Here is a 24,732-nt window from a genome sequence, read left to right as displayed (position 1 = left end):
TCGCCATGCGCGGCAATTGCCCGGCGGGTGGCATATGGCGGGATCGCGCGCATCGCCCCCCGCCCCCAGATCAGGTCGACGGATAGGGCCGGACAAAGACCGGACGCTCGGGGGTCGAGGCATCGGGCTGATAGGCATAGCCGCCGCTGTCGAAATCCTGCAACCCTTCGGGATCATTCACCCGGTGCTGCACGATATACCGCGCCATGGCGCCGCGCGCCTTCTTGGCAAAGAAACTGACGATTTTCGGCCCCTTACCGTCGCCCTTGTCTTCCATGAACTGCGGGGTGATCACCCGCAGTTTCAGCGCCTTGAGATCTACCGCGCCGAAGTATTCCTGACTGGCGCAGTTCACCAGAACATCGCTGCCGGTTGCCTCGGCCTGCGCGTTCAGCGCCTTTGACAGGCTGTCGCGCCAGTAGTCATAGAGGTTGCCGCCGCGGCGGGTTTTCAGCTTGCTGCCCATCTCCAGCCGGTAGGCTTGGATCGCGTCGAGCGGGCGGAGCACGCCGTAAAGCCCCGAGAGGATGCGCAGGTGCTCTTGGGCATAGGTCATCTCATCGGCATCAAGGCTCGCGGCCTCCAGCCCTTGATAGGTATCGCCTGCGAAGGCCAGCGCGGCGGGGCGGGTGACCTCGGCAGCGGGCTCGGCTTCGAACGCTTGAAACCGGTCGCGGTTGAGACGGGCCAGATCGTCGCTCAGCCCCATCAGGTCTTTGAGGTTGCCCAAGGTGAGATTGCGCGCGGTCGTCGCCAGCCGTACTGCGTCTTCCTGAAAATCAGGCTGGGTAACCGCGACATCGCGTTCGGCCCAATCAAGGCGTTTTGCGGGGGAAATAACGACGAGCATGGCAGTCTCCTTGGGGCGTGTCGGGGGTGATTTAGCCCGCGTCGCGCAGAACGTCCAGAAAGGCGGGGCCAAAGCGTTCGGCGCGTTTGTCGCCGAGCAAACGTTCAATCGCGGAGCTGTCGGCGCTGCGCAGTTGTGCGACCTTGGCCAGCATCGCGGCAGAACAGCTCAGCGGCTTTTCGGTGCCTTGTTCGCCGCGCGCCAGATCGGCCTGCACCTGCAACAACTGGTCATAGACATTGCCCGCATCGCGGCCCGCCAGTTTACGCCGGGCCTTATGCATCGGCTGCGCTTCGCCGTTGATGACCTCAAGGAAGGCGGCGCCGTAGTTTTCCAGCTTTTTCGCGCCCACGCCGCCGATACGGGCCATGGCATCTAGGTTTTGCGGGCGCGCCTCGGCCATTTCGATCAGGGTGCGGTCGGTGAAGATGATATAGGCAGGCACGCGCGCCGCCTCGGCCAATGCGCGGCGCTTGGCTTTGAGGGCCGACAGCAGCGGCGCGTCTTCATCACTGACCATCGCTTTGACGGCAGGTCGGCGATTGGCCCCTGCCGCCTTGATCGTGTCCCGCCGCAGGTTGATCGACGCCTCACCGCGTAGGATCGGCAGGGCGGCATCGGTCATGCGCAGGGCCCCGTGACGTTCGGCATCAGGGCGCACGAGGTCATGGCCCATCATCTGCCGGAACACCGCCTGCCATTCATTACGGCTGTATTCGCCGCCGACGCCGTAAGTGGGCAGCGATTGATGGCCGCGTTGGCGGACCTTCTCGGTCTCATTGCCCAAAAGGATGTCGATCAGATGGCCCGCGCCGAACCATTCGTCGGTGCGCAGCATGGCCGAGAGCGCTTTGCGCACTGCCGTGGTGCCGTCGAACACATCCGCCGGGTTGTCGCAGAGGTCGCAGCGCCCGCAGGTGATTTCGGACTCGTCAAAATAGCCCAGTAAGGTCTGGCGACGACACTCCAACGCCTCGGCCAAACCGAGCAGCGCGTTGAGCCGCCCGTGATCGGCGGCGCGGCGTTCGGGCGGGGCGAGGCCTTCGTCGATCTGACTCCGGCGCAGGCGGATGTCGTCGGGGCCAAAGAGGGTCAGCGTCTCAGCCGGGGCACCATCACGCCCGGCGCGGCCAATCTCCTGATAATAGGCCTCAATCGACTTAGGCAGATCCGCATGGGCGACCCAACGGATGTCGGGCTTGTCGACCCCCATGCCAAAGGCCACCGTGGCGCAGACGATCAGCCCGTCTTCCTGCTGAAAGCGCCGCTCAGCGATGCGGCGGTCTTCGGCCTCCATCCCACCGTGGTAATGCAGTGCCGTTTGCCCCTGATCGCGCAGCGCCTTGGCAAGCCCTTCGGTCTTGGCCCGCGTGCCGCAATAGACGATGCCCGACTGCCCCTTGCGGGCGGCGGCGAAGTTCAGGATCTGATCGCGTGGTTTGTTCTTGGCGGCAAAGGCGAGGTGGATGTTGGGCCGGTCAAACCCGCGCAGGAAGGCGCGCGGGGGCGTGCCGTCGAACAGTTTCTCAACAATCTCCACCTGCGTTTCGGCGTCCGCCGTGGCGGTGAAGGCAGCCAGCGGCACTTTCAGCGTGCGGCGCAATTCACCGATGCGAAGGTAATCGGGACGGAAATCATGGCCCCATTGGCTGACGCAATGCGCCTCATCCACGGCGATGAGATTGACGCCGACACGGCGCAACATGCCCATGGCCGAGCCTGCGGCAAGCCGCTCCGGTGCCATATAGAGCAGTTTGAGGGTGCCCGCCTCCAACGCTTCCCAAACCGCGTCGGTCTCTTCGGCTGTGTTGCCCGAAGTCAGCGCGCCCGCCGCGACGCCTGCTTCTTGCAGGCTGCGCACCTGATCGCGCATCAGCGCAATCAGCGGGGAGATGACCACCGTCACCCCCTCGCGCATCAGCGCGGGCAGTTGGAAACACAAAGATTTACCGCCGCCCGTGGGCATGATGGCAAGCACGTTCTCGCCCTCGGTCACGGCCTCCACAATCTCTTGTTGGCCGGGGCGGAACCCGTCGAAACCGAATACATCACGAAGAAGCGTGGCAGCGCCTGTCATGGGGAACCTGTAAGATTGTCTGCTCTTTTTATGCAGACTCCCACACTAACAAACCGTGAACAAGGCCAGATGCACGCGACATGGGCGCGCGGACCGGGCTTGGCACGGGTCAGTAGAAGGCCGCGGCGTTGTTTGTCAGCACGATCCGCGCGATGGCCACGACGATCAGCACGATCAACGGCGCCAGATCCAGACCACCCATCGGCGGGATCACATTGCGCACGCGGCTATAAACCGGCTCTAGAATGCGGTTCAGCCCGTCCCAGATTTGCGCGACCAAGGGCTGGCGCAGGTTCAGCACCTGAAAGTTGATCAACCAAGACATGATGACATGTGCGATGACAATGAACCAAACGATGTTCAAAAGCAGCATCAGGATTTGGAACAGTGACGTCATGGAATATCCCCTTGGTGTGACGCAAGACAGTTAAGCGCCCCGTCCGCAAAGGGCAAGAGTGCCGCGACGTATATGCTTGACCGCGCGGGCCTTCCGCCGCAAATCCGCGTCACTATCAAAAAGGAAAGTCTCATGTTCCCGATCATCCGCATGGCCAAAGACGTCATCGTCGCCGCGCGGCAGGCGCCTCTGGAAAACCTGACCGACACCCATGTCAGCCATCACATCTGCTGGCCGCATGACCTCGATATCTGGATGGAGCTGAACAACGGGCGGGCGCTGTCGCTCTATGATCTGGGCCGCACCGCCATGGCGCAGCGTGCCGGGTTGATTACGCTGCTTCGCCAAAACAAATGGGCGATCACAATCGCAGGCTCCAGCACACGTTTCCGGCGCCGCATCCGCATGTTTGAGAAGTTCGAGATGCGCAGCCGGACGCTGTGTTGGGATGACAAGTTCATCTATCTTGAGCAATCCATGTGGAAGAAGAACGGCGAATGCGCGAGCCATGTGCTGTATCGCTCTGCCGTGACCGATCGCAATGGGTTGATCCCGCCGGAAAAGGTGCTGCGCGCCATGGGACGGCAGCAACCTTCGCCTGAGGTGCCGGGCTGGGTGGCCGAATGGATCCGTGCCGATGCGCACCGGCCTTGGCCGCCGATGCAGGACGGCGCGCCCGTGCCCGAAGCTGCACAGCACCATTCCGCCTGACCCGACCGGCAGCCCAACGTTTCTGCCCCGCCACGACTGGCGCTTGCGCCTTGCGCCGCGCCCTGCTCTAACTTGGAAAAGAGCAGGCCGCGAAGGGGCGCAACATGGCACAGACAGGCGGGCGTAAGCGCATCTGGGGATGGTACTTTTTCGACTGGGCCAGCCAGCCTTACAACACCCTGCTGCTGACCTTTATCTTTGGTCCCTATTTCGCCCAAACCGCGACCAACGCGCTGGTCGACGGCGGGATGGAGCTTTCCGCCGCGAAAGCCCAAGCACAGGCCTATTGGGGCTATGGTCTGGCGCTGGCCGGGATCGCAATTGCCATACTGGCCCCGATCTTGGGCGCGGTGGCAGATTCCTCGGGCCGTCGGATGCCATGGATCTGGCTGTTTTCGGCGATGTATGTGATCGGCGCAGCCGCCCTGTGGTGGACAGCCCCGGCGAATTTCTCTTTGCTTTGGGCACTGTTCTTTTTCGGCATCGGCTTGGTCGGGATGGAATTTGCCACGATCTTTACCAACGCCTACCTACCGGAACTGCACCCAGACGCCGATGAGCGCGGGCGCATCTCTGGCGATGGCTGGGCCTTTGGCTATGCTGGCGGTGTGCTGGCGCTGATCGCGATGATTGCTCTGTTCCAAAGCGGCGCGAATGGGCGCACGATGGCGGGGCTATCTCCGCTCTTCGGGCTGGATACGGCGACGAAGGCTGACACCCGTATTGTCGGGCCGCTTACCGCGATCTGGTACGCGGTCTTTATGATCCCCTTCTTTCTCTATGTGCGCGACACGCCGAAGCCCGATGCCCAACGCTACCGTGTGGGCGCGGGATTGTCGGATCTGGCGCGCACATTACGGGACCTGCCAAAACACCCCTCGCTGCTGGCCTATCTCGGATCTTCGATGTTTTACCGCGACGCGCTGAATGGGATGTATACCTTTGGCGGGGTCTATGCGCTTGGCGTGCTGGATTGGTCGATCCAAGAGATCGGCATCTTTGGCATCCTTGCCGCCATCTCGGGCGCGGTGTTCTGCGTGTTGGGCGGGCGGATCGACCGGCGCATCGGGCCGATGCCGGTGATCGTGGCCTGCTGCATCATCCTTGTGGCGACTGCCTGTTTGATCATCTCGTTGGGGCCGAATTCTGTCATGGGCGTTTCTTTGCCTGAGGGGTCTGCCCTGCCGGATATCCTCTTCTACGTCGCTGGTGCCTCTATCGGGGCGGCGGGCGGTGCGCTACAGGCTTCCTCGCGTAACATGCTGACACGGCAAGGAAACCCCGAGCGTATGACCGAGGCTTTTGGCCTCTATGCGCTTTCGGGCAAGGCCACTTCCTTCCTCGCCCCCGCGCTGATTGCCCTGACCAGCGACCTCACCGGCAGCCAACGGCTGGGGATCACCCCCGTTGTGGGGCTTTTCATCGTCGGTTTGATCCTGTTAGCCTGGGTCAAACCCAAGGGAGATTTCGCCACATGACGCTGCTTCGCACCCTGACCTCCGTGGCGCTGGCCTTTGCGCTTGCCTCTTGCGGGGGCGGCCGGACCGAAACCGACATCAGCGGCGAGAAAGTCGCCCTGCCGACCATCGGCTCTTCGGGCGGCGCCTTGAGCACGGTCGCCGCCAAGCGGCTTTTCGGGGCCAAGAGCTTTGCCTCTACGCAATCCTCGGCGGCTTTCGGCAGCTACTCTAAAGGCTGCCTCGCCGGGGCCGAGCAATTACCCGAGACGGGGCCGACTTGGCAGGCCATGCGCCTGTCGCGCAACCGCAACTGGGCCCACCCCGAGATGGTCGACATGGTTAAGAAACTCAGCCGCAAGGCCGCGCAGCAGCCGGGTTGGGAAGGCATCTATGTCGGCGATATGAGCCAGCCGCGCGGGGGGCCGATGCTGACCGGTCACGCCAGCCACCAGATCGGCTTGGACGCCGATATCTGGATGCTGCCGCCGAAGTCGCTGAACCTCAGCCGGGCGCAACGCGAGAATATCTCCTCCATCTCCATGCGCCGCTCCAGCGGGGCCTATGTGAATTCCTCTTGGACACCTGCGCATCACGAAGTGATCAAGGCCGCAGCTCAAGACCCCCGTACCGCACGCATTTTTGTTTTCCCCGGTGCCAAGGTGCAAATGTGCGCCGATGAGAAAGGCGACCGCAGCTATCTGCGCAAAATCCGGCCTTGGTACGGGCATCACTATCATTTCCACGTCCGTATTGCCTGCCCAACAGGCGCGCGCGGCTGTGTGGATCAGGCGCCACCCCCACCCGGTGACGGCTGCGCCGATGCGCGCCAGTGGCAGGCTAATATCCTGAACCCGCCAAAGCCCGATCCGAACGCGCGCAAAACGACACCCAAGCCCAAGCGTGACATCTTGCTTGCGGACCTGCCTGCCCAATGCAACGCCGTTTTGAACGCAAACTGATCCGCGCTTGCCTCCCGCTCTTCCTGCTGATTGCCTGCGTGGCCCCCGCCGCGCAGACAGAGCCGGTGGTGCAGGTGGACAGCGTGCTGACATGGAGCCACCCGGCCCCGTGGTTCGGTGGCTTTTCCGGCGTCGAGGTCAATGCCGATGGCACCCGCCTGACGGCGGTCTCGGACCGGGGCCGCGTCGTGCAGGCGCGCATGGTTCGCGAGGCGGGCCATTTGGTTGCCCTTGAGCTTGAGGAAAACGCCCCGCTCAAAGGGGCCGATGGCAAAGCCCTGCGCGGTCAAATGCGCGATGCCGAAGCGCTGGCCCGCGATGGCCGGGGGCACCTCTACATCTCGTTCGAACACGATCACCACGTCGCGCGCTTGTCGCCAGAGAGTGGCGTCACCACCCCGCTGCCCAGACATGACGACTTTGCCAAGTTCGCGCCGAACGCAGGGATGGAGACATTGGCCGCTCATCCCGATGGACGGCTCTTTGCGGCCCCCGAAGGCGGCGACCCCACATCGGGCCCCATCCCGCTTTATGCCTTTGATGGCACCGCATGGACAATCGCCGCAGAGATCCCACGCCATGGGCCGTTCTTGCCGGTGGACGCGGATTTTGCCGAGGATGGCACGCTCTATCTGCTGGAGCGGACGATCACGCCATTGGGCTTTCGCAGCCGCATCCGCAGCTTTGATTTGACCGCGCCGGGGCTTGGGGAGATAACCTTGCTGACTTCCGGCCCCGGTCAATATGACAACCTCGAAGCGCTCAGCACTTGGCAGGACGCGGCGGGGCAAACCCGGCTGACACTACTGTCGGACGACAACTTCTTCGTCATGCAGCGCAATGAGGTGGTAGAGTTGATCCTTGCCAAACCGGGTTTCGAGGGCTAAAGACCGTTCCGTCTGCGATCCCGCAGGCCAAGTCGCCGCACCCTTGCACAAAACGGTCCACATATGACACGCACTTATCTTCCCGGCATTCTTGCCATGGCCGCCATCGTCGTGGCCTCGAATATCCTTGTTCAGTTTCTATTCGGCCAGTGGCTGACTTGGGGCGCTTTCACCTATCCGCTGGCGTTCCTCGTCACCGATGTGATGAACCGCCTTTACGGGGCCTCTGCCGCCCGCCGGGTCGTGTTGGTGGGGTTTGTCGTCGGGTTGATCTGCTCGCTCATTGGGACACAGATCATGGGCGAATTCGGCCCGCTGGTGACGGTCCGCATCGCGATTGCCTCGGGCTCTGCATTCCTCGTGGCGCAGCTTTTGGACGTGACGATTTTCAACCGGTTCCGCGAGGGCGCATGGTGGCGCGCGCCTCTGATCAGCACGCTGATCAGCAGCGCGATCGACACGGCGCTATTTTTCTCCATCGCGTTCTCGGCCAGCCTGTCGTTCATCCACCCCGCGACCGATGTCGCTTGGGCGACCGAGGCTTTGCCACTGTTGGGCGCAGGCCCCGTTGCGCCGCTTTGGGTCTCGCTCGCCGTGGCGGATTGGTCGGTGAAACTGGCCATCGCGCTGGCGGCGCTGATCCCCTTTCGGCTGCTGACCGCACGGCTGACCGCCCGCGCTTGATACCGGCGCAAGGGGGCCCGCCCCCTTGCCGCCGCACCGTCCAAAAAAACGCTTTGCGAATTTCAAAACCTGTGCAACGCTCAGGGTGAGTTCAACAAATGTAAAGGAGGTGATCCAGTGTCAAGAAAGGTATTGGAGCGAGGTGTCGGAACAACCAGCGGGGTTTCTTGCTAGGGCAGCCCCTGGCAGTGCAACCACCTGGTGGACATCGGTCTAACCGATCCCCCTCCTGAAACCATTCGATTGGGCCGTTCCGCAAGGGGCGGCCCATTTCGCATTCCCCCTTCACCCTCACGGCGCAGACTGGCATGTTACCGGGCAAGGAGAGCTCATGCTGCACATCAACGATGACATCGCCATTCACGACTGGGAGCTGACCGAAAGCTTCATGCGCGCCTCCGGTCCCGGCGGGCAGAATGTGAACAAGGTCTCCTCGGCGGTGGAATTGCGGTTCGAAGCCGCCACCTCGCCCTCCCTGCCGCAGCCGGTCAAGAACCGCCTGCGCCGTTTGGCCGGGCGGCGTTGGACCACCGAAGGGGCGCTGGTATTGCAATGTGATGAAACCCGCAGTCAGGCGCGCAACCGCGAATTGGTCCGCGAACGGCTGGCCGAGTTGATCCGCACCGCCCTCACCCCGCCCAAACGCCGCATCGCGACCCGTCCGACGCTGGCGTCGAAGAAGCGCCGCCTCAAGGCCAAGAAGGTGCGTGGCGAGGTTAAGGCGATGCGCGGCAAGGTTGACCCAAATACCTGAGCCTTAGCCTCGGCGCAGCAAGTAGATATCCATGATCCACCCATGCGCCGCCCGCGCCGCCGCGCGTGTGGCGATGATGTCTTCGGCAACCTCAGCCAGCGGGCCGTGGCGGATGATCTCTTCAGCCATGCCGACATAGGCGCCCCACCAGATCGTCACGCCCGCAGGCGGCAAGATCTGAAAGGCGCAGTCGCCATCCAGCATGATGACCAGCGTATCGACCCCCTCGGGCCAGCCGTGGTCGCGCAGCTGCCGCCCGGTTGTCACCATGAAGGGCGCACCGATTTCATTCAGCGGGATCGCATGAGACGCGGTCAGCCCTTGCAGCGAGGTGATGCCGGGGATCACCGTCATGCGGGGTGCAGGATCCAGCCGCGCGGCGATGCGCAGGGTGCTGTCATAGAGCGACGGATCGCCCCAGACCAGCAGCGCCACCCGCCGCGCCGTTGGATGCTGCGCCATTGCCGCGCGCCATGCATCTGCAATCGCGTCATGCCACTGGTCGACGCGGGCGCGATACTCCTCAATCGCGGGGTCACGCACGGGTAGGTCGAAGCCGACGATCTGCACCGCCTCATTGGTCAGCACCTCGTCGCAGACACTGCGCCGGAGACCTGCCAAATCGTCCTTGCCCGCGCCCTTTTGCGGGATCAGAATCAGGTCTTGCGCGTTCATCGCCCGGATCGCTTGCAGCGTCAGATGTTCAGGGTTGCCGGTGCCGATGCCGATCAATGTCAGTTCCAGATCAGTCATCCCGGTATCCTCGCGATTGCCTTTAAACGCAGCCCGCCGAGCACCCGCGCGTCGGGGAATGTGCCATCAGAAGAGGCGGCATAGAGCGTCACGAAGCGGCGCAGATCATCCATGTCGGCTTCCGTGATCTCTCCGAACAGATAGGCCACCTTGCCCGGCGCGCGAAAGGCAACCGTCTGCGCCCGTGTGCAGCCTGACATACAGTCGATGCCCTCGACCGCCACGTCAGACAATCCGGCGCGGACCACGTCCAGAAAGCCGCCATCGTCGGTGCAAGAGGTGCAAACGAAGACTTTCACGCCTCGAACTCGGCCAAAGGCCCGTAAAAGATCAGCGCGGGCGTGGTGCTGCTGGCGCTCTCCAGATGGCGCGCCAGAGTTTCGATGGTAAAGCGCTGCACCTTCTCCGCCGGAGTCGAAACCGCCTCGGCCAGCAGTGCGGGCGTGGTGCCGGGCAACCCGTGTTCGATCAGCCGCGCGGCAAGCCCGGCAAAGGTGCGTTTGCCCATATAGACCACGGTGGTCGCCATCGGATCGGCCAAGGCGGCCATGTTCACATCACTCGGCAGTTCGCCAGTCACATCTGCGCCGGTAATGAATTGCACCCGCCGCGCCGTCATGCGGCGGGTCAGCGGGATGCCTGCGGTCGCGGCGGCGGCGGAGGCGGCGGTCACGCCCGGCACGATCTCGAAAGGAATATCCGCTGCCCGCAGCGCGATGATCTCTTCCTCCAGCCGCCCGAACATGCCGCTGTCACCGGATTTCAACCGAACAACATTCAACCCGGCCTGCGCATGATCGACCAAGACCCGGCTCACATGGTCTTGCTTTGGCGACGCGCGCCCGGCCCGTTTGCCGACGCCGATTAGGTCCGCATCGGGCCGCGCGTGCTCCAAAATCGGGCCCGCGCTCAGGTCATCAAACAACACCACATCAGCCGCCTGCAACCGCGCCACGGCCTTGACGGTCAGCAGTTCCGGATCACCCGGACCGGAGGAGACGAAGGAAACAAAGCCGCCCATCACAGCGCCGCAATCATATGAAAGAAGGTCCCCGTGGCGCGTCCGCCGCCCGCGAACTCGCGTACCGAGCCGGTTTCGGGCACCTCAAGGCCGTTGGCGTCGGTGATGCGGGCCAACGGCGCGTCGGGCTCGGCAAGGATGGTGGCATAGTGAAACTCATGCCCCCGCAATTCGGCCCGCGCGGAATGGCCGGGGATCGGCGCGTTAAGATCGGCCTGACGGTAGCCCAGATGCATCTTGCGCTTGGCGAAAGAGGTCTCCAGCCCCAGAAGCCCCGCCATTTCGTGCCGCGTGCCTTCTTTGTCGATGATACCTGCACCCATCGCCATATAGCCCCCGCATTCGCCGTGCACGGGGCGGGTTTCGGCAAAATCGCGCAGCCCTTTGCGAAAATGCGCAGCGGCGGCGAGTTTGCCTGCGTGGAGTTCAGGGTAGCCGCCCGGCAGCCAGCAGCAGTCGGCGCTGTCGTCGGGGGCTTCATCCGCCAGCGGGGAGAAGGGCAAAATCTCTGCCCCCGCCGCGCGCCAACCGGCCAGCAGATGCGGATAGACGAAGGCAAAAGCGTTGTCCTGCGCCAGCGCAATGCGCTGTCCGGGCGGGGTGATCTGTGCGGGCGCGGGCGGGTTCTGCAAGGTGCCCCGCGCGGCGGCCCGAAGCGCCGGGATATCGACATGGGCCGCGACGAAGGCTGCCGCCTGCCCCAGCAAATCGGGCAGGTTTTCCTGCTCTCCGGCCTGCACCAGCCCGAGGTGACGCTCGGGCATTTCGATCTCGACCCGGCGCGGCAGAGCACCGAAAACCTTGATGCCCACAGCTTCCATGCCAGCGCGGACCAAGGTCTCATGCCGGGGGGAGGCGACGCGGTTCAGGACCACGCCTGCCAATTCTACATCGGGCCGCATCTCGCGAAAGCCAAGCGCCGTCGCCGCCACCGACTGCGCCGCACCCGACACGTCGAGCACCAGCACCACCGGCCAGCCCATCAGCGCCGCGACATCGGCGCTGGCGCCATTGCCACAGGCGCCGGGCTTGGCCACACCATCAAACAGCCCCATCGACCCTTCGCCAAGAATCAACTCAGCCCCATCGGCATTGCCGACCAGCCCTTCGATCCGCGCGCGGTCCATCGACCAACTGTCGAGGTTGAAAGACGCCCGCCCCGAGGCCGCCGTGTGAAAGGCCGGATCGATGTAATCGGGGCCGCTTTTGAACGGCTGCACCGCGACACCTTCTGCGCGCAACGCGGCCAGCAGGCCTAGCATTAGGGTTGTCTTGCCGGTGCCGGAGGCCGGGGCAGAGATCAGCAGGCCGGGGGGGATCATGAAGAGGTCTCCGGGAAACGCGGCTCGGCCCCGACGGGGCGGAAGCGGCGGTCATAGTCGGCGGCGTAAAGGCGGCTCTCGCCGAAATCCTCAGCGCCAAGGGCATGGCCCACGAGGATCAACGCGGTGCGGGCCATCTCTTCGCCGACTTCGGTGCGCAGGGTCGAAAGCGTCGCCTTGACGATGCGTTGATCGGGCCAGCTTGCGCGCCAGACCACGGCGACCGGGCAATCGGCCCCGTAATGCGGGGTCAGGTCTTCGACGACCTTGTCCAGCACATGCACCGATAGATGGATGGCCAATGTCGCGCCAGTGCGGGCGAAATTGGCCAGCGTCTCGCCTTCGGGCATCGCGGTGGCGCGGCCCGAGGTGCGGGTGAGGATGACCGATTGCGCCACGCCCGGCAGGGTCAGTTCGGCGCCGAGCTCGGCAGCGGCAGCGGCAAAGGACGGCACCCCCGGCGTTACGTCATAAGGGATGCCCATCTCGCGCAACCGGCGCAGCTGTTCGCCCATCGCGGACCAGACCGACAGATCACCGGAATGCAATCGCGCCACGTCATGCCCTGCGGCATCGGCGGCGGCGATCTCTTCCATGATATCGTTCAGCGACAGCCGCGCGGTGTTGACGATCCGCGCGCCTTCAGGGCAGTGGCTCAGCAGCGCTTCGGGCACCAGCGATCCGGCATAGAGGCAGACCGGGCAGGCCGCGATCAGGTCGCGTCCGCGCAGGGTGATAAGGTCCGCCGCCCCCGGGCCTGCTCCGATAAAATGTACAGTCACGGTGTTTTTCCTTTCGTCTCGGCAATCGCCGCTGTGGCCATGGCATCGCCTGAAACGACGCGCTCGGCAACCAATACGGCTCCCGGTCCGGCGGCGGCCAATGCGGCGGCTTCCGAGAGTGACCCGGTGCCGAAGCGGTCTTCGATCCGGGCCGATTGCGTGGGGGTTATCATGCGGCCCAAATCCTCGGTGGTGATGCCCAGCCCCGGCACGCCCAACTCTTGGGCAAAGTCGCGGAACACGGTGGCGCGTGCCTTGGCGGCTTCGGTCACCAGCGCGTCGATCTTGAGGCCCTCGGGGTTTGCCCGCGCCAAAGCATCGCGCAGCGAGGCGACGCTTGCCGCGCCCCGAAATCCGATCCCGGCCATTCTCATAGTGTCACGCTCCATTGTACCACGGGCCGCAGCGGCTGCCAGCCGCGCATTGTGCCAAGCGGGGCGGCCTGCGCCAGTTCTATCCGCAAAAGACTGCCGCCATGCGCCGCGTGAAGCTGCGCCAAAAGCGCCTCGGTTTCCAGCGTCACCCCATTGGCGACCAGCCGCGTGCCTGCTGGTAGCGCAGGCAGCAGGGCATCGTAAAGAGCCGCGTTCCCGCCGCCGCCGACGAAGACCACGTCAGGCAAAGGATGCCCCGCCCAGACTTCCGGCGCGCGGCCATGGGCGACCTGCATCCGGGCGTTCAGGCCAAAATCTGTGATGTTGCGGGTGATATTCTCCACCCGCGCCGCGTGCTGCTCAAAGGCGATGGCGCATCCACCGGCAAGACAAAACTCGACCGAGACCGAGCCGCTGCCCGCGCCGATGTCCCACAGCAACTCGCCACGCCGGGGGGCGAGGGCCGAAAGTGTCAGCGCCCGCACCGGCGCTTTGGTGATTTGGCCGTCGCTCGCAAAGCAATCATCCGGCAGACCAGGGGCGCGCGGCAGGCCGATGCCTTCGGGCAGCTCCACCCCAACGGCCACCGGTGCTTGCACATCCGTCAGATCAAACCCTTCAGCCTGCACCGCCCGCATCCGCGCATCGGGGCCGCCAAGCCGCTCGGCCACATGCATTTGCGCCGTACCTGCGCCCTGTTCGCAGAGGAAGCGTGCCAATACCGCAGGCGCATCGCCATCGCGCAGCAAGCAGATCATCCGCCCCTTGGGACGCAACACACCGCGCAATTGCGCCAGCGGTGCGGCGTGCAGACCGTGGCAGGTAACCTCCTCCAACCGCCAGCCAAGCGCATTGGCCACCAGCGAAAATGTCGAGGGCGCGGGCAGGCTGCGCCATTCGCAGGGGTCCAACGCGCCGATAATGCTGCCGCCTGCGCCAAACCAAAAGGGATCGCCCGAAACCAGCATCGCCACCCGCTTGCCGCGCTCGGCCAGCACCGGCTCGACCAAGAAAGGCACCGGCCAAGCCCGCCCGCGCGCGCCTGCCGCTGCCCGTTCCAAGTGACGCGGCCCGCCAAAGATCACCTCGGCCTCCGCCAGCGCCGCGCGGCTTGCCGGGGGCAAGGCATCCGCGCTATCGTCGGGCATTCCGATGATGCTGAGCCAAGGGTCACCCATTATGCGCGTCCTTCTTTTGGGTGGCACCACCGAAGCCAGCGCCCTGGCGCGTGCCTTGGTCAAAGCCGAGATCGATGCCGTGTTTTCCTATGCCGGACGCACCGTCAGCCCGGTGGCCCAGCCCCTGCCCACCCGCGTCGGCGGGTTTGGCGGCGTGGCCGGGTTGGTGGCTTACCTCAAGACCGAGGCGATCACCCATGTCGTCGACGCCACCCATCCGTTTGCAGCAGGGATGAGCAACAATGCCTTCATCGCCTGCGCCCGGCAAGACCTGCCGCTGGTGCGGTTCGAGCGCCCCGCGTGGGAGCCGCAGGAGGGGGACAACTGGACCTTCGTGCCTGACCTCGCCGCGCTGCCCGCCGCCCTGCCCGACAGTCCGGCGCGGGTGTTTCTGGCCATCGGCAAGCAGCAACTGGCGCTTTTCGCCGCGAAACCGCAGCATCGCTACCTGCTGCGCCTCGTCGATCCGCCACGCGATCCGCTGCCGCTGCCACGGGCGACGGTCGTGTTGGCGCGCGGGCCCTTCGACGTGGCGGGGGATACCGCGCTGATGCAGACCCATGCGATCACCCATGTGGTCGCCAAGAACGCCGGAGGCTCCGGCGCGCGGGCCAAGCTGGATGCCGCCCGCAGCCTTGGCCTGCCGGTAATCTTGGCCGAGCGGCCGAAACTGCCGGGCGAGGTGGCCGCCAATGATGTGACCGAAGTGATGCATTGGCTACATCATACCGCGCTGCGCGGCGTATAGACATAGCGTCCGACCCGCCGTGTCGCGGAATTGCCGACGATCACCACAGTGCGCATATCCGCCATCTCGGGCGTCGCCTCGCCCAAGGTGGCGGTGTTGAACGCCTCTTCGGGCGTGGTCACGGCGCGGGCGAAGGTGATGAGCCGGTCCGGCCCGCATTCGGCCCGCAGGATGTCCAATGCCTCGGCGAACTGATGAGGACGTGATTTGCTGCGCGGGTTGTAGAAGGCCATGGCGAAATCCGCCCGCGCGGCCATCCGCAGACGGTGCTCGACCATCGTCCACGGCTTGAGATTATCGCTGAGGTTAATCGCACAGAAATCATGACCCAAGGGCGCACCGAGCCGCGCCGCTGCTGCCAGCATCGCTGTAATGCCGGGCAGCACGCGGATGTCGACGCTCTCAAACGCCGGGTCACGCTCCACCGCCTCGAACACGGCTGAGGCCATGGCGAAAACGCCCGGATCACCCGAAGACACCACCACCACCCGCGCGCCCGCCTGAGCCAATTGCAGCGCATGGGTCGCGCGGTCCAGTTCCACCCGGTTGTCTGTGGGATGCAGCGTCAGCCCGTCGCGCGGGGCGACGCGGGCGACGTAGGGGATATAGCCGATGACGTCAGTGGCCTGCGCCAGCGCCTCGGTCACCTCGGGCGTGACCAGCGCGTCGTCACCGGGGCCGAGGCCCGCGATATAAAGGATGCCGCTCATGTGTCTGCCTCCGGTCTGCGGCCCTGGCCATGGACCAAGACAATCGCGAAATAGGGGCAGTCGTCATCCGCCACGTCAGAGAGCCGCGCCACCCGCTGATCCGGCATGGTGCCACGCTCCACCAGCCATGCATCTTCCAGTTTGCCCGCCGCCGCCAGCGCCCGGCGCACGGTTGGCAGGTTGCGGCCCGTCTTCATCACCACCAGCGCATCGGCGCGTTTCATATGCTCAGTCAATTCGGCCTCAGGCAAAGTGCCCATCAGCACGGTCATCACGTCGTCGCCCCAAGTGAAGGGGGTATCCAGGGCGTTCCAGCAGCCCACCATGCCGGGGATCGCGGCCAGCACCTCAACCTCGGCGCGGCCCTGAAGCCGCGTGTGCAGATGCATGAAGGAGCCGTAGAAGAAGGGATCGCCCTCACACAGCACGACCACTTCGTGATCTTGCGCCAGCGTTTCCAAACGGTCGGCCCATTCCTCGTAAAAAGCGACCATCTGGGCGCGGTACTCGGGCGAATCGAACCGCACCTCCGTGGTTACGGGATATTCCATTGCATATTCCACGACATCGTCGCGCAACATCCCCTCAACGATCCGGCGCGCCTGCCCCGCACGGCCTTTCTTACGGAAATACGCCAGATGCCGCGCGCCGCGAATGGCACGGTCGGATTTCACGCTCATCAGTTCAGGGTCGCCGGGGCCAAGGCCCGCACAGATAACCTTGCCCATCTTCATTCCACCCTGCTTGCCAGCGCGTTCACCGCCGCCACGGTGATCGCCGAGCCGCCCAAACGCCCATGCACGATCATCGAAGGCACTGGCAAATCCTGCATCAACGCCTCTTTTGATTCCGCCGCACCGATAAAGCCCACCGGGCAGCCGATGATCGCCGCCGGGCGCGGGCAATCGGAGTCTTCGAGCATGTTGAGCAGGTGAAACAGGGCCGTCGGCGCGTTGCCGATGGCAACTACTGCGCCTTGCAGATGCGGCCGCCACAGTTCCAGCGCGGCGGCGGAGCGGGTGTTGCTCATCTTCGCAGCCAAATCCGGCACCGAGGGGTCACGCAGGGTGCAGATCACCTTATTCTCGCGTGGCAGGCGTTTGCGGGTGATGCCTTCGCTGACCATATAGGCGTCGCACAGGATCGGCGCGCCGTCTTCCAGCGCCGCCCGCGCGGCCACGGCCATGCCTTCGGAAAAGCGGATGTGCTCCTCCAGCCCGACCATGCCCGCGGCGTGGATCATGCGCACGGCGACGATCTCTTCTTCGGGAGTGAAGCGCGCCAGTGCCGCTTCGGCGCGGATGGTGGCAAAGGACTGGCGGTAAATCTCGGCACCGTCGGTGATATAGCTATGAGGCATCTGCGGACTTTCTAAGGTGAGAGGCGATGGCGGCGGGGGTTAGCCCGCGCAGATCAGGGGCCGCATCGGCGCGGCCATTGCGGATAAGGTCATATTGCCCCGGCGCGGTGGCGGTCAGGGTGAGGTCCGTGGCACGCGGCGCGGCGCAGCCCTTGGCGCAGCCGGAGACATGCAGGCGTTGCCCCTTTGGCACCACGGCAGCAAGGTGCCGCGCCAGCTCGCGCGTCTCGCCCCTGCCCTGTGCGCAGCCCGGCGCACCGATACAGGCAACGACGCGCAACAGCGGGTCATCGGCGGCGGTGATGAGACCGGACAGATCAGGCAGGCGCGGGGCACCTTCGATCAGCACCCGCCGCCACGGGGTCAGGCGGAGCGGGCCAAGCTCGGCAAGTGCGGCCAGCGTTTCGGCCTCCATCTGCCCGAAAGCACAGGCGACAAGCGCCCCGGCTGGGTAGAGGCCGGGGGCGGGTGTGCCCTGCCCCGCCTGACGCGGGCAGTCAAAACCCGCGGGAAGCGGTGCCCCCGTGGCCGTGGCGCGCGCAGCGCGGGTCACCCCCTGCGCGCGCACCCATTCGGCAAGCGCGATGGCCTCGGCCACCGCAGTCGCGCGGGTTACGGGTTTGCCCCGCGGCGCCCCTTCGATGCAGAGTAGCAGTTGCCCCTTCGCTGACCGCTCGAAACGGATGTCGGCGGGATCGGCCTGCAACACCGGCTGCGGCCCCGCATCGACCGCATAGCCGAATTTGGCGGAGACATCCGGCAGCGCATGGGACTGCGCGGCGGATGAGAGGGCATGGCTCAGGAATTCGGTATCATCGCCCGCCTGCCAAAAGGGGCTGACCATGATGTTGCGCCGTCGCTCCGTCCGCTCATCTACATCGATCAATGCCAGCGCGCGAAGCGCGTCGATCAGCCCCTCATGCCGCTCGGGATCAATCCCACGCAGTTGCAGATTGCCCCGGTTCGACAGGTCAAGCATCCCGTTGCCGTAGCGCTGCGACAGCTCTGCCACGCCCCTCGCTTGAGCCGGGGTCAACCGCCCCTGCCGCACCCGGAGGCGGACCACCAGCCCATCGCCCGACAGCATTGGCCGCAGCGCGCCGGGGCACCAGCCCTTGATGACGGGAGCCGTGCTCACTCCACCCCGTCCAAAGTGGCCAAGATCGAATTGCGGCGCGTCACCCAGAGCCCCGCATCGCGCAACGCGGCGAAACGGTCACGCATGGCCTGCAAGGCGGCGGGGTTTTCGGCCTCCATAAAGGCGACGAGATCATCGCGCCCCAGCGTGGCGTCGAAATAAAGGTCAAAGAGATGCGCAGGCACTTCGCGGGTCAGATGCGCAAAGGCGGCGAGGTTGTCGAGCGTCGCTGCCACCTCTGCAGCGCCGCGAAAGCCGTGGCGCATCATGCCGCTGGCCCAGCCGGGATTGGCGGCGCGGGCGCGCACGACACGGGCGATTTCTTCGGGCATGGACCGCGCACGGGGGCTGCCAGCACGGGTGTGATCAAGGTGGTACATCGCGGGCTTCTGCGCGCCCAGATGCGCCATCGCGGCGGCAAAGCCGCCTTCGTGGCTGGCATAGTCCGAGGCGAGCAGGATATCGCTTTCGGCCAAGTCCTGCACATGGGCAAAGCCATCGGCGCGGTGCAACTGCGCCTCCAGCGCGGCGCGGTCCTGATGCGCTTCGCCTTGGGCGTTGATTGCCCATTCGGAGCCGCTCAGCCACGCCTCCCCCGCTGCCGCGCGACCGGCGTCGGAATAATCCTGCAAAGCCGCTTCCATGTTCACGCCGTAAAGACCCGGCTTGGGGCCAAAGACGCGCGGCGTGCGGGTGAGATAGGGGTTCATGTCGGGCGCTTCTTCACGCTCGGCCAATGCTGCGGCGCCTGCCTCAAATATCTGCCCCAGCCCCGGAAACACATCCCGAAACAGGCCCGAAATGCGCAATGTCACGTCAATGCGCGGACGGTCCAGCAGGGTCAGCGGCAGCACCTCAAAGCCCGAGACACGCTCGCTGCCGTCGTCCCATTTCGGCGCAAGACCGGCGAGATGCATGGCCATAGCGACCTCTTCGCCCGCCGTGCGCATGGTGGCCGATCCCCAAAGGTCAATCACCAGCCCCCGCGGCCAATCGCCGTTGTCTTGCAGATGCCGCCTGAGAAGCTCCTCGGCCAGTTTCACGCCCTGCGCATGGGCAGCCCGGCTGGGCACGCCGCGCGGATCAACGGCATAGAGGTTGCGCCCCGTGGGCAGCACATCCGACCGCCCGCGATAGGGCGAACCCGACGGGCCAGCAGTAACGCGCCGCCCCGCAAGTGCGGTCAGCAGCCCATCCCATTCGCCCTCCCCCGCGCCGAAGACGTGCAGGCCATCGCCGTATTGACTTTCCTTGATGTCGCAGACGAAGGCGTCGATCCGGGTCAGCGCCTCGGCCGAGGAACTGGCGGCATCGAGGCCAAGGTCATCTTCGACCCCCGCCGCCTGCGCCTCAGCGCGGATCGTGTCGACCAGCCGATCACGGCGCGCGGGGTCGAGCCCGTCGGCGGTAGAGTACTCGTCCAGCAGCCGTTCCAGCCGCAACAGCCCATCGGGTGTTTCACTGTCTTTCAGCGGGGGCGGCAGATGGCCGAGCGTCAGCGCCCCAATGCGCCGCTTGGCCTGTGCGGCTTCGCCGGGATCGTTGACGATAAACGGATAGATCACCGGTAGATCACCGGTCAGCGCCTCGGGCCAGCAGTCGTCCGACAGAGCCACGGCCTTGCCCGGCAGCCACTCCAGCGTGCCATGCGCGCCGATATGCACCAGCGCGTGATGCCCCTGCGCCCGGAGCCAGAGGTAGAAGGCCACATAGGAATGCCGCGGCGTGCGGGCGAGGTCATGATAGCTGTCTTCGCGGTCTTGCAGATCGCCGCGTTCGGGTTGCAGCGCGACCAGCGCGTTGCCGCAGGCTTGGGCCGCGAAGTGAAAAGCGCCGTCCTGCGCCAGCGGATCACCTGCCGCCGCGCCCCACGCGTTGCGAAGATCATCGCGCAGCGCCTGCGGCAGAGCGGCCAGCGCCGCCTCATAGTCGGCAAGGGGCCAAGTGATGCGCTGTTCGGTCAGACTGCGGCCAAAGCCAATCTGCGGGGTCACGCCATAGCCCTCACCCGCCAGCCGCATCAGCATGTCTTCGACGCTGGCCAGCGCATCGAGGCCGACCGCATGGGCCAGTTGATCGTCTCGGCCCGGATAGGTCGAGAGCACCAGCGCCAGCTTGCGCGTGGCCGCCGGGGTCTGCGCCAGCCGATGCCAGCCCAGCACGCGGGCGACGACAGCCTCGATCCGCGCCTCTTCGGCGCGGTGGGCAAAGCGGGAATATTGCAGATCGGGGTCGCGCTTTTCTGGGCTTTTGAAGCTGACAACGCCCGTAAAGATACGGCCATCCACCTCGGGCAAGACCACATGCATGGCCAGATCGGCGGGCGAAAGGCCGCGCTCGCTTTCGTCCCAGTCGCGCCGCCGCGCAGTGGATAGCGCCACTTGGAAAACCGGGCATCCCGGCGCGTCGAGCGGGGAGGTGCCGTCGTCCCCGCGCCCCGAAAAGGCGGTGGCGTTGACGATGGCCACGGGCTTCATCGCCGCCAGTGCATCGTCCAGAAAGCTCCGCGCGGGATCGGATTTGAGGGAGGGTACGAAAAGCCCGATGGCGTTCAGCCCCGCCGCCCGCAGCGCGCGGATCAGCGCATCAACGGGCGCGGTATCGGCAGCCAGAAGATACCTGCGGTAGAAGGTGACCGCGACGGTCTCCCCCGCCGCGTCGGCAAGGGGGAGCACCCCTTGATCGGGGTCGTAGTAGCCGCAATCGGGCACCGTTTTCGTGCCCATGACCGGCCCGGTGTAAAAGCCCGCCGCCAGCGCCATCTGCGCCAGCGCGGCCTGCGCCGCCACTGGCCCGCCCGCGTCACAGAGATGCGCAAGACGGCGAAGCGTGGAAACCGGCAAAGTCGAATGCGCGTCGAGCCCCGGATCCTCGCGCCCGTCGGCGGGCAGCACGGCCAGCGCGATGTCATTCCGGCGGGCGAAGTCTTGGACCTGCATGATGCCGTAGGGCCAGTAATTCTCCCCCCCGATGAGGCGGATCAGAATGCCCTTCGCTCCGGTCAGCGTCTGTTCGATGTAGTTGTCGACCGAGGCCGGGTGCCGCAGCGCCACAAGGTTGCACAGGCGCAGCGAGGGCAGCTTGCCCTCCCTGCCGCCGCCGCGATGCCAGCCTGCCGCGAAAGCGCCAAGGTCACTGTCGGAAAACGACAGCACCACCAGATCGGCGGGGGTTTGACCCGGATCATAGGGGGTGTCGGTATCCTCCAACCCGTGGCTTTCGCGAAAGACGACATGCATGGGCGGTCAGGCTCCCAAAGTCTCGCGGATTTTGGCAAGATCGATGTCGTCATGCTCGGCGATCACCACCAGATGCCCGGCGCGCGTGTCGCTGCCCCAAGGGCGGTCGAACTGCTGACGCACCCGCGCGCCCACGGCCTGCACCAACAGACGCATCGGCTTGCCCTCGACCGCGACATAGCCCTTCACGCGCAGGATGTTCTGCTCGCGCGCGAGCCGCTCGATTGAGGCGACCAGCGCCTCGACATCCGCCACTTCCGGCATCGGGATCACCACGGTTTCGAAATCGTCATGCTCGTGATCGTCGTGGCCATCGTGGTGCGAGGGGCGCGCGGCGAGATCGTCTTCGGCAGCGGCGTTGAGGCCCAGTACGACCTTGGGGTCGATCACGCCTTCGGTCATCTCAAGGATCGGAATTTCGCGCGGGCTTTCGTCTTCGATCACCTTGCGTGCCTTAGCGAGCCCTTCTGGACCGGCCAGATCGGCCTTGGACATCAAGATGATATCGGCGCAGGAGATTTGATCTTCGAATACCTCAGAGAGCGGGGTTTCGTGGTCGAGGCTGTCATCGGCCTGACGCTGCGCATCTACGGCGGCGACATCAGCGGCGAAAGTGCCCGCCGCTACGGCCTCGGCATCGGCCAGCGCGATGACGCCGTCGACGGTGATCTTCGAGCGGATCGCCGGCCAGTCGAAGGCTTTGAGCAGCGGTTTCGGCAGGGCCAGACCGGAGGTTTCAATCAGGATGTGATCAGGGCGTGTCGGCAGGGCCATCAGCGCTTCGATGGTGGGGATGAAATCATCGGCCACGGTGCAGCAGATGCAGCCATTGGCCAGCTCGACGATATTCTCAGCCGGGCAATCCTCGATGGCGCAGGATTTCAGGATGTCGCCATCCACTCCCACGGTCCCGAACTCATTAACCAGAACGGCAAGACGACGCCCGCCTGCATTGGTCATCAGGTGGCGGATCAGCGTGGTTTTACCTGACCCGAGAAAGCCGGTGATGACGGTAACGGGGATTTTGGCGAGATCGCTCATGAGGAAGGCTCCTGCGGCAGGGTCAGAGGGGGGATACGCGCAAGGCTTTGCTTGCGAAAGATGACCGGACGTTCGCGCCATGGCACCAGCCCGTCTTGGGTGGCGGCATAGGCGGCGGCTCCGGCGAGGATGTCGGCGGCGTCTTCCTTGGTCAGACGACCATAAACATAGGACCATTTGCCCGGCGCAGAGAGCGCCACGGCGGCGCCCTGCGAACAGGCGGAAAGACATTGCACCGGAACGATTGTTACGCCCTCGGGCGCACCTGTGGCGTCAAGGGCGGCGTGAAGCTGCGCGCCGGGGCGCGGGGCGTCTTCCTCCAGCACCTCGCCTGCGCGGCAGGTCATACAGACATGTAGGGTCGTGCTCATCGATCTGGTCCCATCGGGTTATGCGTGCCGGGTATGCGCTCCGGCCCGTTATGAAAAGGGGAAGCGAGGCGATTATTCAACTGTAAGCACCTCGCGGGCTGTAATCGGCGCACCGTTTACCGCGAGGGGGCTGTGGTCATTGGCGTTGAGCGTGACCTCTACCGTGACCTCGCCTTTGGGCAGATTGGGCAGATGCAGCCATGGGCCGTAGAGCCGCCCGATCTTGGTGCCATTGACATAGACATGGGCGTGGCCCTCGCCGGGTTTGTTGTCGCCGCTGGCGTTTTGCGGCGCAAAGGCGAAGCCGTCGGCTTCCACGAACAGGTTATGGCCTGACATTGGGTCAGGCGTCACGCGGATCGCAAGGCTGGGGGCGTCTTCTGTGGCAAGCGTGATGGGTTGGCCGTGCATCCGCGCGTGATCTGCGCCGCCGTGGTTCATCTCGCCATGGGCGGCAGGGTCGCCGTGGTCATGACCGTCAAAGGTCACGCCGTTGCTCGCGGCGATGGCAAAACCAATGCCACCGCCAAAGATCAATCCGATGGCGAATAGTGCCAGTGATCTGTCCATCTTGACCTCCCTCAGGCGCTGCGTGCGCCTTCACGTTGCCAAAAGAACCCGGCGAAACTGCCCAGCAACACCCATGCGGCAAGGCCGATGCCAAGCGCGCGGGCAGCGAACAGCGCGCCGATCTCGGTGGGCACCGGGCCGCTGAAGCTGTCGGGCTCGGGTGCACCGACGACATGCGGGGCCATCAGCAACACCGCCGCCCCGATCCACGCGCCCCAGCCCTTGCCAAAGGCCAGCAGCCAAAGCGCCACCAGCGCCGCCCCGGCGGTGGCGAACCACCAGATCTGCCGCGCGGTGATGTCTGCGGCGGCGACGCCGGGCACCTCGGGCGCGAGGCTGAACCCCGGCGCGAGGTGGAAAGCGACGAAGCCCGCCACCCCCCAAAGGATGCCCCAGCGGCCATCAATCACCGCACCGCGTTCTTCGCCAAGGTTCATCGCGGCAAGCAGGATCAGCGCATAGGCGGTATAGGTCAACATGGTGAAGATCAGGCTCAGCCCATCGCGTACGGCGTCGAAACCGGGCAGATCGGGGTGCGCAGATACGGCGTCCGCACCAAAATGCACCAGCGCGCCAGTCTCATAAAGCTCGGCATGAAGCAGCACGGGCTGCACGAAATAGAGTTGTAGCAGGCCCGTCAGCAAACCGGCAGAGGCCCCTGCAAAGAGGGCGGAAGTCAGAAAACGTGAAAACATCGCAATGATCCTTGGATGCGAAATGATACTCAGCGCCGCGCGAAACGCGGGCCGAGGACATTACCCAGCCTCAAGATGTGCCAAAGCCCTGCCGACACGGTGAAGGGCGGGCGCAGGCAAATCGGCAAGAGGCGGGCATGGAAAGAAAGCCAGAATCACAGACAGCCGGACTGCGTGATGGCAGCCCGGACCGCTGTGATACCGAACACGGGCGCTTAGTGGCAGGGAAAGCCTGTCGCGTGGCGCACGTCATGGGCGGCATCATGCAGTGCTGCGGCCTGCACATGGCCGGTCAGCGCCATCAAAGCCACACCCAATACGGCGGCAAACAGCGCCGGTACGAGTTTGCTGCGCGTGGCACCGGCGGTCTTAATCATTGTCGTCATCTTCATTCTCCTTACCGTCACACCCGACGGCATCTAGCGTTTCATTCGCTTGGCAGGTCTCCTGGCTCGCGGGTCGTGGCCTTTGCCCGCCTTCCCCGTCCGAATGGACAAGTGGCACGAGGGGCATTGGCTCACCGCTTACAGTCGCGGGGGCGGCTTCGGCTTCGGGGTCTTGCGACCCCTTACTGAATTCCCTTTTCGGTCCCACACCCAAAGGCGCTTCTCGGGACACCAAGCGTGTTCAATTACGCATTTTCGACCCGCG

The 24,732-nt window shown here is 65.0% G+C and carries 27 protein-coding genes and 1 riboswitch; of the genes, 7 read left to right on the top strand and 20 right to left on the bottom strand.

The features are described 5' to 3' along the window. Positions 1-70 precede the first annotated feature (70 nt). The 3 genes from yaaA to O4H31_RS02845 form a co-directional block, all read right to left on the bottom strand. Complete coding sequence (gene yaaA / locus O4H31_RS02855; protein WP_269342571.1) at positions 71-850, bottom strand: peroxide stress protein YaaA; 780 nt, start codon at positions 848-850, stop codon at positions 71-73. A 31-nt stretch (positions 851-881) separates the two neighbouring features. Next, positions 882-2,927, bottom strand: a complete 2,046-nt coding sequence (gene recQ, locus O4H31_RS02850; protein ID WP_269342569.1) for a DNA helicase RecQ — start codon at positions 2,925-2,927, stop codon at positions 882-884. A 109-nt stretch (positions 2,928-3,036) separates the two neighbouring features. Next, positions 3,037-3,324: a YggT family protein gene (locus O4H31_RS02845; protein ID WP_067622549.1), complete on the bottom strand. Its 288-nt coding sequence runs from the start codon at positions 3,322-3,324 to the stop codon at positions 3,037-3,039. A gap of 132 nt (positions 3,325-3,456) precedes the next feature. Here O4H31_RS02845 and O4H31_RS02840 point away from each other — a divergent pair, with 132 nt between their 5' ends. The 6 genes from O4H31_RS02840 (at position 3,457) to arfB (ending at position 8,779) form a co-directional block, all read left to right on the top strand. After that, the gene (locus tag O4H31_RS02840) at positions 3,457-4,035 is read left to right on the top strand and encodes an acyl-CoA thioesterase (protein WP_269342566.1); all 579 of its coding nucleotides are present in this window, start codon (positions 3,457-3,459) and stop codon (positions 4,033-4,035) included. A gap of 104 nt (positions 4,036-4,139) precedes the next feature. Next, positions 4,140-5,513, top strand: a complete 1,374-nt coding sequence (locus tag O4H31_RS02835; RefSeq protein ID WP_269342564.1) for an MFS transporter — start codon at positions 4,140-4,142, stop codon at positions 5,511-5,513. Continuing rightward, a complete protein-coding gene (gene mepA, locus O4H31_RS02830; RefSeq protein WP_269342562.1) occupies positions 5,510-6,454 on the top strand; it encodes a penicillin-insensitive murein endopeptidase in 945 nt (314 codons plus the stop codon). The genes O4H31_RS02835 and mepA overlap by 4 nt, the downstream gene beginning before the upstream one ends. Beyond that, positions 6,427-7,341 carry an esterase-like activity of phytase family protein gene (locus tag O4H31_RS02825; RefSeq protein ID WP_269342560.1) on the top strand — a complete coding sequence of 305 codons (915 nt, stop codon included), beginning with the start codon at positions 6,427-6,429 and terminating at the stop codon, positions 7,339-7,341. Before mepA ends, O4H31_RS02825 begins: the two co-directional genes overlap by 28 nt. Before the next feature lie 63 nt (positions 7,342-7,404). Beyond that, the gene (locus O4H31_RS02820) at positions 7,405-8,025 is read left to right on the top strand and encodes a queuosine precursor transporter (RefSeq protein ID WP_269342558.1); all 621 of its coding nucleotides are present in this window, start codon (positions 7,405-7,407) and stop codon (positions 8,023-8,025) included. A 331-nt stretch (positions 8,026-8,356) separates the two neighbouring features. After that, on the top strand, positions 8,357-8,779 hold the full coding sequence (gene arfB / locus O4H31_RS02815) for an alternative ribosome rescue aminoacyl-tRNA hydrolase ArfB (protein WP_269342556.1): 423 nt from the start codon (positions 8,357-8,359) through the stop codon (positions 8,777-8,779). Between the two features lie 3 nt (positions 8,780-8,782). Here the strand turns inward: arfB and cobF are convergent, their stop codons facing one another. From cobF to O4H31_RS02780, 7 genes are read right to left on the bottom strand one after another with little or no spacing between them, the layout of a single operon-like run. Next, on the bottom strand, positions 8,783-9,532 hold the full coding sequence (gene cobF, locus O4H31_RS02810) for a precorrin-6A synthase (deacetylating) (protein WP_269342553.1): 750 nt from the start codon (positions 9,530-9,532) through the stop codon (positions 8,783-8,785). Beyond that, positions 9,529-9,831, bottom strand: a complete 303-nt coding sequence (locus tag O4H31_RS02805) for a DUF1636 domain-containing protein (protein ID WP_132443870.1) — start codon at positions 9,829-9,831, stop codon at positions 9,529-9,531. The genes cobF and O4H31_RS02805 overlap by 4 nt, the downstream gene beginning before the upstream one ends. Continuing rightward, positions 9,828-10,553: a uroporphyrinogen-III C-methyltransferase gene (gene cobA, locus O4H31_RS02800; protein ID WP_269342551.1), complete on the bottom strand. Its 726-nt coding sequence runs from the start codon at positions 10,551-10,553 to the stop codon at positions 9,828-9,830. The genes O4H31_RS02805 and cobA overlap by 4 nt, the downstream gene beginning before the upstream one ends. After that, positions 10,553-11,875, bottom strand: coding sequence for a cobyrinate a,c-diamide synthase (locus tag O4H31_RS02795; protein WP_269342549.1), 1,323 nt, complete (start codon positions 11,873-11,875; stop codon positions 10,553-10,555). The genes cobA and O4H31_RS02795 overlap by 1 nt, the downstream gene beginning before the upstream one ends. Continuing rightward, positions 11,872-12,657 carry a precorrin-4 C(11)-methyltransferase gene (cobM, locus tag O4H31_RS02790; protein WP_269342547.1) on the bottom strand — a complete coding sequence of 262 codons (786 nt, stop codon included), beginning with the start codon at positions 12,655-12,657 and terminating at the stop codon, positions 11,872-11,874. Before cobM ends, O4H31_RS02795 begins: the two co-directional genes overlap by 4 nt. Then, positions 12,654-13,031 carry a cobalamin biosynthesis protein gene (locus O4H31_RS02785; protein ID WP_067940166.1) on the bottom strand — a complete coding sequence of 126 codons (378 nt, stop codon included), beginning with the start codon at positions 13,029-13,031 and terminating at the stop codon, positions 12,654-12,656. Before O4H31_RS02785 ends, cobM begins: the two co-directional genes overlap by 4 nt. Further along, a complete protein-coding gene (locus O4H31_RS02780) occupies positions 13,028-14,209 on the bottom strand; it encodes a bifunctional cobalt-precorrin-7 (C(5))-methyltransferase/cobalt-precorrin-6B (C(15))-methyltransferase (RefSeq protein WP_269342546.1) in 1,182 nt (393 codons plus the stop codon). Before O4H31_RS02780 ends, O4H31_RS02785 begins: the two co-directional genes overlap by 4 nt. Here O4H31_RS02780 and O4H31_RS02775 point away from each other — a divergent pair. Then, entirely contained in the window at positions 14,208-14,957 is a 750-nt protein-coding gene (locus O4H31_RS02775) for a cobalt-precorrin-6A reductase (protein ID WP_269343013.1), read from the top strand. The two genes, O4H31_RS02780 and O4H31_RS02775, sit on opposite strands and share 2 nt — an antisense overlap. Here the strand turns inward: O4H31_RS02775 and cobJ are convergent. The 10 genes from cobJ to O4H31_RS02725 form a co-directional block, all read right to left on the bottom strand. Further along, positions 14,933-15,667 carry a precorrin-3B C(17)-methyltransferase gene (cobJ, locus tag O4H31_RS02770; protein ID WP_269342545.1) on the bottom strand — a complete coding sequence of 245 codons (735 nt, stop codon included), beginning with the start codon at positions 15,665-15,667 and terminating at the stop codon, positions 14,933-14,935. The two genes, O4H31_RS02775 and cobJ, sit on opposite strands and share 25 nt — an antisense overlap. Continuing rightward, entirely contained in the window at positions 15,664-16,395 is a 732-nt protein-coding gene (gene cobI / locus O4H31_RS02765; protein WP_269342544.1) for a precorrin-2 C(20)-methyltransferase, read from the bottom strand. The genes cobJ and cobI overlap by 4 nt, the downstream gene beginning before the upstream one ends. A gap of 2 nt (positions 16,396-16,397) precedes the next feature. Further along, entirely contained in the window at positions 16,398-17,027 is a 630-nt protein-coding gene (locus O4H31_RS02760; protein ID WP_269342543.1) for a precorrin-8X methylmutase, read from the bottom strand. Beyond that, positions 17,017-18,165, bottom strand: a complete 1,149-nt coding sequence (cobG, locus tag O4H31_RS02755; RefSeq protein ID WP_269342542.1) for a precorrin-3B synthase — start codon at positions 18,163-18,165, stop codon at positions 17,017-17,019. The genes O4H31_RS02760 and cobG overlap by 11 nt, the downstream gene beginning before the upstream one ends. Further along, positions 18,162-21,404, bottom strand: coding sequence for a cobaltochelatase subunit CobN (gene cobN, locus O4H31_RS02750; protein ID WP_269342541.1), 3,243 nt, complete (start codon positions 21,402-21,404; stop codon positions 18,162-18,164). The genes cobG and cobN overlap by 4 nt, the downstream gene beginning before the upstream one ends. 6 nt (positions 21,405-21,410) lie before the next feature. Continuing rightward, positions 21,411-22,445 (bottom strand): cobalamin biosynthesis protein CobW, encoded by a 1,035-nt coding sequence (gene cobW / locus O4H31_RS02745; RefSeq protein WP_269342539.1) that lies wholly within the window; start codon positions 22,443-22,445, stop codon positions 21,411-21,413. Beyond that, entirely contained in the window at positions 22,442-22,816 is a 375-nt protein-coding gene (locus tag O4H31_RS02740) for a DUF1636 family protein (protein ID WP_067628930.1), read from the bottom strand. The genes cobW and O4H31_RS02740 overlap by 4 nt, the downstream gene beginning before the upstream one ends. A 72-nt stretch (positions 22,817-22,888) precedes the next feature. Continuing rightward, complete coding sequence (locus O4H31_RS02735) at positions 22,889-23,386, bottom strand: hypothetical protein (protein ID WP_269342536.1); 498 nt, start codon at positions 23,384-23,386, stop codon at positions 22,889-22,891. 11 nt (positions 23,387-23,397) lie between these two features. Next, entirely contained in the window at positions 23,398-24,081 is a 684-nt protein-coding gene (locus O4H31_RS02730) for a CbtA family protein (RefSeq protein ID WP_269342533.1), read from the bottom strand. Positions 24,082-24,296: 215 nt separating this feature from the next. Continuing rightward, complete coding sequence (locus O4H31_RS02725) at positions 24,297-24,467, bottom strand: CbtB domain-containing protein (protein ID WP_082849519.1); 171 nt, start codon at positions 24,465-24,467, stop codon at positions 24,297-24,299. 33 nt (positions 24,468-24,500) lie between these two features. Next, a riboswitch (cobalamin riboswitch) is annotated at positions 24,501-24,718 on the bottom strand. Positions 24,719-24,732: the final 14 nt, after the last annotated feature.

This window comes from Sulfitobacter dubius, assembly GCF_027214245.1.
Lineage (GTDB): Bacteria > Pseudomonadota > Alphaproteobacteria > Rhodobacterales > Rhodobacteraceae > Sulfitobacter > Sulfitobacter dubius_A.
The sequence above is the reverse complement of the archived record's forward strand: the minus strand, read 5'-3'. Positions and strand labels throughout refer to the sequence as shown.

Bases quoted from the DNA above. Each gene is read 5' to 3' on its own strand.
- O4H31_RS02840 (WP_269342566.1), top strand. From the start codon at position 3,457: ATGTTCCCGATCATCCGCATGGCCAAAGACGTCATCGTCGCCGCGCGG.
- O4H31_RS02730 (WP_269342533.1), bottom strand. From the start codon at position 24,081: ATGTTTTCACGTTTTCTGACTTCCGCCCTCTTTGCAGGGGCCTCTGCC.
- cobW (WP_269342539.1), bottom strand. From the start codon at position 22,445: ATGAGCGATCTCGCCAAAATCCCCGTTACCGTCATCACCGGCTTTCTC.
- O4H31_RS02795 (WP_269342549.1), bottom strand. From the start codon at position 11,875: ATGATCCCCCCCGGCCTGCTGATCTCTGCCCCGGCCTCCGGCACCGGC.
- recQ (WP_269342569.1), bottom strand. From the start codon at position 2,927: ATGACAGGCGCTGCCACGCTTCTTCGTGATGTATTCGGTTTCGACGGG.
- cobF (WP_269342553.1), bottom strand. From the start codon at position 9,532: ATGACTGATCTGGAACTGACATTGATCGGCATCGGCACCGGCAACCCT.
- O4H31_RS02820 (WP_269342558.1), top strand. From the start codon at position 7,405: ATGACACGCACTTATCTTCCCGGCATTCTTGCCATGGCCGCCATCGTC.
- O4H31_RS02735 (WP_269342536.1), bottom strand. From the start codon at position 23,386: ATGGACAGATCACTGGCACTATTCGCCATCGGATTGATCTTTGGCGGT.
- O4H31_RS02785 (WP_067940166.1), bottom strand. From the start codon at position 13,031: ATGAGAATGGCCGGGATCGGATTTCGGGGCGCGGCAAGCGTCGCCTCG.
- O4H31_RS02780 (WP_269342546.1), bottom strand. From the start codon at position 14,209: ATGGGTGACCCTTGGCTCAGCATCATCGGAATGCCCGACGATAGCGCG.
- arfB (WP_269342556.1), top strand. From the start codon at position 8,357: ATGCTGCACATCAACGATGACATCGCCATTCACGACTGGGAGCTGACC.
- cobJ (WP_269342545.1), bottom strand. From the start codon at position 15,667: ATGAGCGGCATCCTTTATATCGCGGGCCTCGGCCCCGGTGACGACGCG.
- O4H31_RS02845 (WP_067622549.1), bottom strand. From the start codon at position 3,324: ATGACGTCACTGTTCCAAATCCTGATGCTGCTTTTGAACATCGTTTGG.
- cobI (WP_269342544.1), bottom strand. From the start codon at position 16,395: ATGGGCAAGGTTATCTGTGCGGGCCTTGGCCCCGGCGACCCTGAACTG.
- O4H31_RS02740 (WP_067628930.1), bottom strand. From the start codon at position 22,816: ATGAGCACGACCCTACATGTCTGTATGACCTGCCGCGCAGGCGAGGTG.
- cobA (WP_269342551.1), bottom strand. From the start codon at position 10,553: ATGGGCGGCTTTGTTTCCTTCGTCTCCTCCGGTCCGGGTGATCCGGAA.
- O4H31_RS02725 (WP_082849519.1), bottom strand. From the start codon at position 24,467: ATGACGACAATGATTAAGACCGCCGGTGCCACGCGCAGCAAACTCGTA.
- O4H31_RS02835 (WP_269342564.1), top strand. From the start codon at position 4,140: ATGGCACAGACAGGCGGGCGTAAGCGCATCTGGGGATGGTACTTTTTC.
- mepA (WP_269342562.1), top strand. From the start codon at position 5,510: ATGACGCTGCTTCGCACCCTGACCTCCGTGGCGCTGGCCTTTGCGCTT.
- O4H31_RS02825 (WP_269342560.1), top strand. From the start codon at position 6,427: ATGCAACGCCGTTTTGAACGCAAACTGATCCGCGCTTGCCTCCCGCTC.
- O4H31_RS02760 (WP_269342543.1), bottom strand. From the start codon at position 17,027: ATGCCTCATAGCTATATCACCGACGGTGCCGAGATTTACCGCCAGTCC.
- yaaA (WP_269342571.1), bottom strand. From the start codon at position 850: ATGCTCGTCGTTATTTCCCCCGCAAAACGCCTTGATTGGGCCGAACGC.
- cobN (WP_269342541.1), bottom strand. From the start codon at position 21,404: ATGCATGTCGTCTTTCGCGAAAGCCACGGGTTGGAGGATACCGACACC.